Annotated in this window: 9 protein-coding genes; all 9 read left to right on the top strand. The window is 74.0% G+C overall.

The genetic code is table 11. From position 1 onward, the window contains the following. The first annotated feature begins 258 nt into the window (after window positions 1-258). Window positions 259-1,803: a tryptophan halogenase family protein gene (locus tag ACFV6D_RS20325; RefSeq protein WP_380490491.1), complete on the top strand. Its 1,545-nt coding sequence runs from the start codon at window positions 259-261 to the stop codon at window positions 1,801-1,803. Window positions 1,804-1,833: 30 nt separating this feature from the next. Further along, window positions 1,834-3,096, top strand: a complete 1,263-nt coding sequence (locus tag ACFV6D_RS20320; RefSeq protein ID WP_380560647.1) for a cation:proton antiporter — start codon at window positions 1,834-1,836, stop codon at window positions 3,094-3,096. Beyond that, window positions 3,093-3,596: a flavin reductase family protein gene (locus ACFV6D_RS20315; protein WP_380434202.1), complete on the top strand. Its 504-nt coding sequence runs from the start codon at window positions 3,093-3,095 to the stop codon at window positions 3,594-3,596. Before ACFV6D_RS20320 ends, ACFV6D_RS20315 begins: the two co-directional genes overlap by 4 nt. Before the next feature lie 54 nt (window positions 3,597-3,650). Next, entirely contained in the window at window positions 3,651-5,354 is a 1,704-nt protein-coding gene (locus tag ACFV6D_RS20310) for a 2-isopropylmalate synthase (RefSeq protein ID WP_380560646.1), read from the top strand. A gap of 113 nt (window positions 5,355-5,467) precedes the next feature. After that, window positions 5,468-6,889, top strand: a complete 1,422-nt coding sequence (locus ACFV6D_RS20305; protein WP_363375465.1) for a PLP-dependent aminotransferase family protein — start codon at window positions 5,468-5,470, stop codon at window positions 6,887-6,889. Between the two features lie 105 nt (window positions 6,890-6,994). Next, the gene (locus ACFV6D_RS20300; RefSeq protein ID WP_063349716.1) at window positions 6,995-8,017 is read left to right on the top strand and encodes a 3-oxoacyl-[acyl-carrier-protein] synthase III C-terminal domain-containing protein; all 1,023 of its coding nucleotides are present in this window, start codon (window positions 6,995-6,997) and stop codon (window positions 8,015-8,017) included. Further along, window positions 8,014-8,295, top strand: coding sequence for a phosphopantetheine-binding protein (locus tag ACFV6D_RS20295; RefSeq protein ID WP_079135959.1), 282 nt, complete (start codon window positions 8,014-8,016; stop codon window positions 8,293-8,295). Before ACFV6D_RS20300 ends, ACFV6D_RS20295 begins: the two co-directional genes overlap by 4 nt. Further along, window positions 8,279-9,442 (top strand): acyl-CoA dehydrogenase family protein, encoded by a 1,164-nt coding sequence (locus tag ACFV6D_RS20290; protein ID WP_380560645.1) that lies wholly within the window; start codon window positions 8,279-8,281, stop codon window positions 9,440-9,442. The genes ACFV6D_RS20295 and ACFV6D_RS20290 overlap by 17 nt, the downstream gene beginning before the upstream one ends. Beyond that, window positions 9,439-10,641, top strand: coding sequence for an HAD-IIIC family phosphatase (locus ACFV6D_RS20285; RefSeq protein WP_380560644.1), 1,203 nt, complete (start codon window positions 9,439-9,441; stop codon window positions 10,639-10,641). Before ACFV6D_RS20290 ends, ACFV6D_RS20285 begins: the two co-directional genes overlap by 4 nt. Window positions 10,642-10,766 lie beyond the last annotated feature (125 nt).

Raw genomic sequence — 10,766 nt, 5'->3', positions numbered from 1 at the left:
GCCCCGCCGTCCCGTTAACCCCACCCCCCCCCCCCCCCCCTAAGCCGGGGGCCTCCCCCCCCCCAGTCCCCCCCCACCCCCGGGGGTGCAATTGTGTGCGCCATGCCGGAAAACACCCGGCGAAGGCCGGGACGCGCTGGAGTGCGTGTTTCCGCTGAGGCTTAAAAGCCTGTTTTCCGGAGGCTCCGCTGCCGCAGGATTTCGAGCCATGGGACAGCCCGGGGCTCCGGGTTGAACGACCGGCTGAGAGGGTCAGGAATGCTGGGCAACGTCGTCATCGTCGGTGGTGGGACATCCGGTTGGATGACCGCCTCGTACCTGCGCGCCGCATTCGGCGATCGCATTTCCGTCACGCTGGTGGAATCCAAGCGAATCAAGTCCATCGGGGTCGGCGAGGCGACCTTCAGCACCGTCCGGCATTTCTTCAACTACCTGGGCCTGCCGGAGCACGTCTGGATGCCCAAGTGCAATGCCACCTACAAGCTGGGCATCCGATTCGAGAACTGGCGGCGCAAGGGCCACTACTTCTACCACCCCTTCGAGCGCCTCCGGGTCGTCGACGGCCTGCCGCTCACCGACTGGTGGCTGAACAGCCGCTCCGGCGACCGCTTCGACCAGGACGTGTTCCTGATGGCCGCGATCTGCGACGCCGAGAAGTCCCCGCGCTACCTCGACGGCACCCTCTTCGAGCAGGACTTCAAGGAGGGCGGCAACACGACCGAGCGCGACACCCTCACGGAGCAGGACACCCAGTTCCCGTACGCCTACCAGTTCGACGCCTCGCTGCTCGCCGACTTCCTCTCCGGGTACGCCACCGAGCGCGGCGCCAAGCACATCGAGGACGACGTCGTCGAGGTCGTCCAGGACGACCGCGGCTGGATCAGCGGCGTGCGCACCAAGGAGCACGGCCTGATCGAGGGCGACCTCTTCATCGACTGCACCGGCTTCCGCGGCCTGCTGATCAACCAGACCCTGGAGGAGCCGTTCACCTCCTTCCAGGACACCCTGCCCAACAACCGCGCGGTGGCGCTGCGCGTCCCGGTCGACATGGAGAAGCGCGGCCTGCGCCCCTGCACCACCGCCACCGCCTCGGACGCCGGCTGGATCTGGACCATCCCGCTGTTCGGCCGCATCGGCACCGGCTACGTCTACTCCGACGAGTACGCGACGCCCGAGGAGGCCGAGGCCACGCTGCGGGCCAAGGTCGGCCCGGAGTCGGAGGGCCTGGAGGCCAACCACATCAGGATGCGGATCGGCCGCACCCGCAACGCCTGGGTCAACAACTGCGTCGCCATCGGCCTGTCCAGCGGCTTCGTCGAGCCCCTGGAGTCGACCGGCATCTTCTTCATCCAGCAGGGCATCGAGGAACTGGTCAAGCACTTCCCGGACGCCAACTGGGACCCGGGGCTGCGCCGCTCCTACAACCGCATCGTCGGCAACACCATCGACGGCGTACGGGAGTTCCTCGTCCTGCACTACAAGGCCGCGGCCCGCGAGGACAACGCCTACTGGCGGGACGCCAAGACCCGGGTGATGCCCGACGGCCTGGCCGAGCGGATCGAGCTGTGGAAGGCCAAGCCTCCGACGGAGGCCACCATCTTCCCGCACTTCCACGGGTTCGAGTCCTACTCCTACCTGGCCATGCTGCTCGGCCTCGGCGGCATCGAGCTCAAGGCCCCGCCCGCGCTCGCCCTGCAGGACGGCAGCCGCGCGGAGAAGGAGTTCCAGCTGCTGAGCGACCAGTCCGCCGAGCTCCTGAAGCGCCTGCCCAGCCAGTACGAGTACCTCGCCCAGATGCACTGACCCCTTCGGCGCCCCGAGAAAGGAGGCACCATGGACAGTCTTCCGTACGTACCGGCCGCGGTGACGCTCGCTCTGCTCGTCCCCGTGGCACTGCTCGGACGCCGGCTGGCGAAGCTGCTGCGGCAGCCGGAGATCGTCGGCGAGATCATGGCCTGCCTCCTGCTCGGGGCGCTGCTGGCGAGCCAGTGGCACTGGAAGCCGGCCACCATGGACGGCGGGGCCGTCCTGGAGAAGGCGGGCCACCTCGGCCTCGCGCTCTTCCTGGTGGGCGCCGTCCACGAGATCCGGGCCGGCGGCAGCCGGCTGGGCGGGCGCAGCATCGCACTGACCGCCGTGGGCTCGCTGCTGCTGCCGCTCGGCTGCGGCGTCGCGTTCGCCGCGTGGGTGCTGGCCGACGGCTCCCCGGCGCTGCGCGGCGGCGCCCCGGCCGGGGTGCTGGTCCTGATGCTGGCGATCGCGCTGGCGGTCACCGCCGTCCCGGTGCTGGCCGGCATCCTGGACGACCGCGGCATGCTCAACACCGCGATCGGCCGGCTCTGCATGGCGGTCGCGGTCTCCATCGACGCCGTCACCTGGTCGCTGCTGGCGATCGCGGTCGGCCTGGCGCACGGCGGCGGGAAGATCACCCCGTACCTGGTGTTCGTCGTCGGCCTGCTGGGCGCCTGGCTGATCCGCCGGGCCGGGGCCCTGCCCGGGCCCCGGGCCTGGGCCGAGCGGATCCCGGTGGCGGTGCCGATCGGGCTGACCGCCGCCGCGGCCGTGGCCGCCGCCCTGACCACCTCGCGGCTGGGCCTCACCGATGTGCTCGGCGCCGTCCTGGTCGCCCTGGCGCTGCCGGGCGACGACGGCGTCGGCCCCTGGACCAGGGCCGCCCACACCGTCGGCGGCTGGGGCAGGATCGTGCTGCCGCTGCTGTTCACGGTGACCGGCATGGGCCTCGCCTCGGCGCCGCTCAGCGTGTTCTCCTGGCAGGCCGTCGTCCTGTCCGTGGTGCTCGCGATCTTCGGCAAGCTGGTCGGCAGCTACTACGGCGCGCGGGCGGCCGGCCGGCCCCCGGTGGAGAGCATGCGGATCGCGGTGTTCCTCAACGCCCGCGGCCTGACCGAGCTCGCCGTCCTCCAGACGGGTTACCAGGCCGGGATCCTCACCCCGGCGCTCTTCCTCGCCCTCGTCGTGATGGCCCTGTTCACGACGGTGCTCAGCGGCCCGCTGCTGTGGGTCATCGACCGGCGCACGGCGAGCGTGGACGCGCCCCGGACCGCGGAGCCGGTCCCCTACCCAGTCGAGCGGTGAATCACGTGGAACTCGTCACCTCAACCCCCTCCGACTTCCGGACCTTCATGTCCGGCTTCCCGAGCGGCGTCGCCATCGTCACCTCGCTGGACGACGCCGGCCGGCCCTGGGGCATGACCTGCTCCGCCCTGTGCAGCGTCACCGTCGAACCGCCCACCCTGCTGGTCGGCATGCGGGCGGAGAGCCCGACCCTGAAGGCCGTGCTGCGCAGCGGCCAGTTCGCGGTGAACCTGCTGCACGCCGAGGGCCGCGGCACCGCCGAACTGTTCGCCTCCGGCGACCCGGACCGGTTCGACGCCACCACCTGGCGGCTGCCCCCCGGCGCCGGCGGACCCCACCTCGTCCACGACGCCCACGCGGTGGCCGACTGCCGGGTCAGCCAGCTGGTCCCCGTCGGCGGCCAGCGGATGGTCTTCGGCGAGGTCATCCGGATCACCGAGCTCAGCGACGCGTCGCCGCTGCTCTACGGGAGGAGACAGTTCAGCTCCTGGCCCGCCTAGCAGAGCTAGCAGAGCGTCCCCACAAGACGCCCAGACCACCGTTGTGGAGGAGAGATGACCGCTCAACCCACCGACGCGGACACGCCGCAGGGCACACCCGCCCGCGACCAGGGCATCCAGCGCCACAGCGCGATGCCGGTCCGGAAGTACCAGCCGTACCAGGCGGTCGGGCTGCCCGACCGCGGCTGGCCGGGCCGCCGCGCGGAACAGGCCCCGCTGTGGTGCAGCGTCGACCTGAGGGACGGCAACCAGGCCCTGACCGACCCCATGGACATCACCCGCAAGCGGCGGATGTTCGACCTGCTGGTCGCCATGGGGTTCAAGGAGATCGAGGTCGGCTTCCCCACCTCCTCGCAGGACGACCACGCCTTCCTCCGCCACCTCGTCGACACCGGCGCGATCCCGGACGACGTCGTCGTCCAGGTCATGACGCCGATCCGCGGCGACTTCATCGAACGCACCGTCAAGGCCCTGGAGGGCGTGCCCCGCGCCGTCCTCCAGATCTTCAACCCGACCTCGGAGGTCCAGCGCCGCCTGGTCTTCCGCAAGGACCGCCGGCAGACCACCGCCATGGCGCTCGACGGGGCCGAACAGGCCCTCAAACTCCAGGACTCGATCCCCGGCACGGAGATCTACCTCCAGTACGCGCCGGAGTCCTACACCCAGACCGAGCCGGACTACGCGCTCGAACTCTGCAACGCCGTCCTCGACTTCTGGGCCCCGCGGGCCGCGCACACGCTGCGGATCAACCTGCCCTCCACCGTCGAGGTGTTCCCGCCGCAGGAGTTCGCCGACCGGATCGAGTACACCCACCGCAACCTGCTCCACCGCGAGCGCACCATCCTCAGCGTGCACCCGCACAACGACCGCGGCAGCGGCGTCGCCGCCGCCGAACTCGCCGTCCTCGCCGGGGCGGACCGGGTCGAGGGCACCCTGTTCGGCAACGGCGAGCGCTCCGGCAACGTCTGTCTGGTCACCCTGGCCATGAACCTGTTCTCCCAGGGCGTCGACCCGATGCTGGACCTGAGCGACATCGACGGCATCCGCCGCATCGTCGAGAGCTGCAACCAGATGCCCGTCCCCGCCCGCCACCCGTGGGCCGGCGACTTCGTCTACACCTCCTTCGCCGGCTCCCACCAGGACGCCATCGCCAAGGGCCTGCGCGCCCGCGAGGAGTCCGGGCAGGAGGTCTGGGACGTGCCGTACCTGCCGATCGACCCGCGCGACATCGGCCGCGACTACCAGGCGCTGATCCGGATCAACACCCAGTCCGGCAAGGGCGGCATCGCCCACCTGCTGCGCACCGAGTACGGCATCGAGCTGCCGCGCCGCCTCCAGATCGACTTCGCCGCCGAGATGCAGGCGGTCTGCGAGGAGATCGGCGGCGAGATCACCGGCGACCAGCTGTGGGAGCACTTCGTCGAGCGGTACGTGGCGCTGGGCACCGAGACCGTGCCCGGCCTGCCGGAGCCGGAGCCGCTGGCGGCGGAGCCCGGCGACACCCGCTGGAGCGGGGCCACCGCCGAGGCGGTGGCCGGCTACGGGCTCGACGCCGTCATCCAGGGCCTCGTCGTGGAACGGGCCGGCGCACCGCTGAACGCGGTCACCGCCGCCTTCGAGATCGTCGTGGACTCCCACTCCTACTGGGGGGTCGGCATCGCCCAGGAGGAGGGCGAGGCCGTCGGCCGGGCCGTCCGGGTCGCGTGCCTGCGGGCGCTGCTGGACACCGAGCGGTCCGGTCTGTCCGAGGCCCGCTAGGGCCGGCGGGCTGAGCAGGTCCGCAGGTCCGGAGGGCTGAACAGGGCCGGCGGGCCGGACAGGTCCGCAGGGCTCAACAGGGCCGCCGTGGGCGGGGGAGGGAGGAGCCAAACATGCCCTGGAACACCTTGATCGACGTGGCACGGGAGGACGTGCTCCCGCTGACCGCCCAGATCCGGGACGGCATCAAGCGGGAGATCGCCGAGGGGGCGCTGCACCCCGGCACCCGGCTGCCGTCGAGCCGTCAGCTCGCCGAGGACCTCCGGGTGTCCCGCAGCGTCGTCGTCGAGGCCTACGGGCAACTCGTCGCCGGCGGCTACCTGGAGGCCACCCGGGGATCGGGCACCCGGGTCGCCACCCACCTGGACCGGGGCACCCGGATGCCGACCCTGCTCAGCGACGCCCGCCCCGCCCCGGTGATCCGCTGGGACCTGCGGGCCGGCGGCGCCGACGCCTCCGCCTTCCCCCAGCGCGAGTGGCTGGCCGCCTACCAGCGGGCCGCGCGCCGGCTCGGCCCGCGAGACCTCGGGTACCCGCCGGTGTCCGGCGTCCCGGCGCTGCGTGCCGAACTCGCCCGCTACCTCGGGCGGGCGCGCGGCGTGCACACCACCCCCGAGCACGTCATGGTGGTCTCCGGGTTCGCCCAGACGCTCGGCCTGGTCTGCGCCACGCTGCCCCGCACCGGCCTCGGCGCGCTCGCCGTCGAGGACCCGTGCCACCCGCAGCAGCGCCAGTTCATCGTCGAGTCGGGCCTGGACTGCCCGTCCGTCCCGGTCGACGAGCACGGCATCGACGTGGCCGCGCTCGCCCGCACCGGCGCCCGCGCGGTGCTGGTCACCCCCGCCCACCAGTTCCCCACCGGCGCCGTGCTCAGCGCCGAGCGGCGGGCCGCCCTGGTCCGCTGGGCGGAGGACGTGGACGGCTGGATCATCGAGGACGACTACGACGGCGACCTCTGGCTGGACCACGGCCGCCGGCCCACCGCGCTGCAACGGCTGTCCCCCTCCCGGGTGCTCTACGCGGGCACCGCGAGCAAGTCGCTGGCCTCCGGGATGCGGCTGGGCTGGCTGGTCGCCCCGCCCCGGCTGCGCCGCCGCCTGGAGGAGGTCCGCTCCCAACGGGACCTCGGCTGCGACGTGTTCACCCAGCACGCGTTCGCCGAACTGCTGGACGGCGGCGAACTCGACCGGCACCTGCGGCGCCAGCGCGAACGGCTGCGGGCCCGCCGCGAGGTCTTCCACGAGGCCGTGCGGCGACGGCTGCCCGGGGCCCGGATCGTGGGCGCCTTCGCCGGCCTGCACGCCTACGTCCAGCTCCCGCACCGGGTGGACGAGGCGGCGCTGGTCGCCCGGGCGCTGCGCCGTTCGGTGCTGGTGCGCGGCGGCCGCTCCTACCACCACCGGTCCTGGCAGTCCGGGCCGGCCCTGGTGGTGGGGTACGCCGGGGTGCCCCGCAGCGGCGTCGCCGAGGCGGTGCGGGAACTGGGGGAGGCCTACGCCGAGTCGGCGGCGGACGGCTGCCTGCGCAGTGCCTGAGCCGCGCCCCGGCTTTGCCCGGAACGCGGCAGGGACGGCACCGAGAGACCCCGGACGGACGCCCGGCCGGACAGCGGACAGACAGCGGAGAGTCGAGGACACGGCATGGTGACGACGAGGACGGGTGGCGCCCCCGCGCCGCTCGCGGTGCGCGAGGCGGCCTGGCACCTGCCGGAGCAGCGGGTGCCGGTCGGCGAGCTGCCCGAACTGGCGGGCCTGGCCGGCGAGCGCAGAACCACGCTGGCCGGCCTGGGCATCGACACCGTGGCCGTCGACCGCGAGCTCGGCCCGACCGGGCTGGCCGAGCGGGCGGCCCGCAGCGCGCTGGCCGGCGCCGGGCTCGCCGCCCAGGACCTGGACGCCCTGATCGTCGTCGACTCCCGGGCCCCCGAGACCCTGCTCAGCTCCGAGGCGACCAGGCTCCAGGCCCGGCTCGGCGCAGACCGGGCCGTCACCTTCGGCGTCGGCGGCCTCGGCTGCGTCTCGCTCGGCCCGGCCCTGCTCGCCGCCCGCGGACTGCTCGCCGCCGACCCCGACGTCCGGCACGTCCTGGTCGCCCACGCCTCCACCCCGGCCACCCCCGGCCGCTACCGGCACCCCGTCACCGTCAACGGGGACGCCGGGCAGGCCCTGCTGCTCGCCCGCACCGGCCCGGTGCGGGTGCTCGACCTGGTCCAGGAGACCAACGGCGCGTACTGGGACCTCTTCCGGGTGGACTACCGGGACCGCCCCTGGGAGAGCTGGCAGGAGGAGTGCCGGGACCTGCCCGGCTACTCCTTCCGGCTCGCGGTGGAGACCAGGAACCGGCTCACCGCGCTCCTGGAGCGGCTGCTCAAGCGGCACGGCCTCGACCGCGCCGACGTCGCCGGCTACGCCAGCCAGAACCTCTCGGCGGGCGGACTGCGCTTCCTGGCGGAGTCGCTGGGCGTCGACCTCCTGCCGGAGTGCCGGGAGAACCTGGCCCGGTACGGCCACCTGGGGCCGAACGACGTCTTCCTCAACCTCTGGACGGCGCTGGCGAACGGGCGGCTGGCCGAGGGCGACCGGGTCGTCCTGGTCAACGTCAGCCCGGTGGCGGCCTGGAACCTGCTGCTGGTGGAAATCGGACCCTGGGAGAGCACCGCGTGACCGACACGGCAATCGAGATACGGGAGTTCCTGACCGTCGCACTGCGCCGGCCGGTGGCGCCGGACGAGGACTACTTCGCACTGGGGCTCGCGGACTCGCTGTTCGCGCTGGAGCTGGTGGTCTTCGTCGAGGAGCGGTTCGACATCCGGATCGAGGTGGACGACCTCGACCTGGACTCCTTCCGCACCGCCGAGCGGATCGCCGCGCTGGTCGAGCGCAAGCGGGCCGGCCTGGGCACGGGCGAGGAGACGGGGGCCGGCTGTGCCGCCCACGGTTAGCGAGACCAGGCCGTCCGCCCCGTCCGACCTGGGGGCTTCGGCGGTCGGCGCCGCGGCCGAGCTGGCCGCCGCCGTCCGCGACGAGGCCGCCCGCTGGGACGAGCAGGGCGCGCTGCCCGACGAGGCCGTCCGCGCGGTGGCCGCCGCCGGGCTGCTCGGCCTCGACCTGCCCGCCCGCCACGGCGGCGCCGGCGCCACCCCGGCCCAGCTGGGCGAGGCCGTCGCGCACCTGGGCGGCGTCTGCGGCGCCCTGCGCGCGCTGCTCACCGTCCAGGGCATGACGGCCGCGGCGCTGCTGCGCTGGGGCGGCGAGGAGCAGCGCGCGCGGTGGCTGCCCGCACTGGCCTCCGGCGAACGCCTGGCCGGCTTCGCCGCCACCGAACGGGAGGCCGGTAGCGCGCTCGCCGAGGTCGGCACGCGGATCGAGGACGACGGCGAGCGGCTGGTCGTCACCGGCGCCAAGCGCTGGGTGACCTTCGGGCAGGGCGCCGACGTGTTCCTGGTGCTGGGGCGCACCGACGCCGGCCCGACGGCCGTCCTGGTGGAGGCCGACCGGCCCGGGATCGTCCGCGAGCCCGTCAGCGGCCAACTCGGCCTGCGCGCCGCGCGGATCGCCCACCTCACCTTCGACCGGGTGCGGGTGCCCCGGGAGAACCTGGTGGCGCCGCCCGGGCTGGGCCTGACCCACACCGCCGCCGTGGCGCTGGACCACGGCCGGTTCACGGTGGCCTGGGGCTGCGTCGGCATGGCGGAGGCCTGCCTGGCCGACGCCGCCGAGCACGCCGCGCACCGGGTCCAGGGCGGCGTGCCGCTGGCCGGGCACCAGCTGGTGCGCTCGCTGCTCGCCCGCTCCGCCGTCGACACGGCGGCCGCCCGGGCGCTGGCCGAGCGGGCCGCCGAGGCCCGGGCCGGCTCGCCGCTGGGCGCCGCCACCGAGACCGTGGTCGCCAAGTACGCGGCGGCCGGGGCGGCGAAGGCGGTCGCCGACCGGGCCGTCCAGATCCTCGGCTCGGCGGGCTGCGAGCCCGGCGTCCGGGCCGGCCGGTTCTACCGGGACGCCAAGGTGATGGAGATCATCGAGGGCAGCCCGCAGGTCGCCGAACTGCACATCGCCGACCGCCTGTTGCGCCAGGGGGTGCGCCGATGACCGGGGCTCAACCGGGGCCGCAGCGGAGTGGGGCGGAGCAGAGCAGGCCGCAGCAGAGCGGGGCGGAGCAGAGTAGGGCGGAGCCGACCGTCAAGGTCCTGGTCTGGGACCTCGACGACACCCTCTGGGACGGCACCGTGCTGGAGGGCGACGACCCGGCGCCGTTCCCCGTCGCGACCGCCGCCCTGCGGGCGCTGGACGAGCGCGGCGTCCTGCACGCCGTCGCCAGCCGGAGCGACCGGGCCGTCGCCACCGCACACCTGGAACGGCTCGGGCTGCACGAGCTGTTCACCGTGCTGGAGATCGGCTGGGGGCCCAAGTCGGGCGCGGTGCGCCGGATCGCCGAGGCCATCGGCATCGGGCTGGACACCGTGGCCTTCGTCGACAACGACCCGGTCGAGCGCGCCGAGGTGGCCGCCGCCCACCCCGTGGTGCGCTGCTACCCGGCCGAGCAGGTCGCCGCGCTGGCCGAACTGCCGGAGTTCCGGCCCGAGTTCGTCACCGCCGACGCCCGCGAACGCCGGCTGCGCTACCGCGGCGAGGCGCTCCGCACCCAGGCCCGGGAGGATCACCAGGGCACCCCCGAGGAGTTCCTCGCCTCCCTGGGACTGGAGTTGACGATCCGTCAGGCCGGTCCGGACGACCTCGCCCGCGCCCACGAGCTCACCGTCCGCACCCACCAGCTCAACACCACCGGCCGGACCTACGGCCTGACGGAGCTGCGCGCCCTGTGCGACTCGCCCGACCACCGGGTGCTGGTCGCCGAACTGACCGACCGGTTCGGCGACTACGGCACCATCGGCCTCGCGCTGAGCGAGCGGACCGGGCACCGGGAGGGCGACGGCCCGGCCGGGCCGGCCGAGGTGCTGCGGCTGCTCCTGCTGTCCTGCCGGGTGATGTCCCGGGGCATCGGGCCGGCGCTGATCGGGCACGTCGTGCGCGCGGCGCTCGCCGAAGGGCGCCGCCCGCTGGCCGAGTTCGTGCCCACCGACGTCAACCGGGTGATGCTGGTGAACCTCCGGTTCGCCGGGTTCACCGTGGTGGGCCGGGAGGGGGAGGGGCGGCTGCTGCTCGGTTACCCGCCCGCCGCTCCGCCGCCCTCGCCGCCGGGCCACCTGCGGCTGATCACCCCCGAGGCCCCCGAGGCGCCCGAGGCCCCTGTCGCCCTTGAGGCCCCCGAGGCCCGGAACCGGCCGTGACCGGGCCGCAATCCGTCGTGACCAGGAAGGACACCGTGCACCCGCAAGACACCCAGAACCGCGAGGCAGGCGAGGCCCGGGCGGCCCGCACCGACCGGATCCCGGTCGGGATCGTCGGCGCCGGC

The organism is Kitasatospora sp. NPDC059812 (genome assembly GCF_042732075.1).
Taxonomy (GTDB): domain Bacteria; phylum Actinomycetota; class Actinomycetes; order Streptomycetales; family Streptomycetaceae; genus Kitasatospora.
Note: the sequence above shows the minus strand (reverse complement) of the source record. Positions and strands in the feature narration are given on the sequence as shown.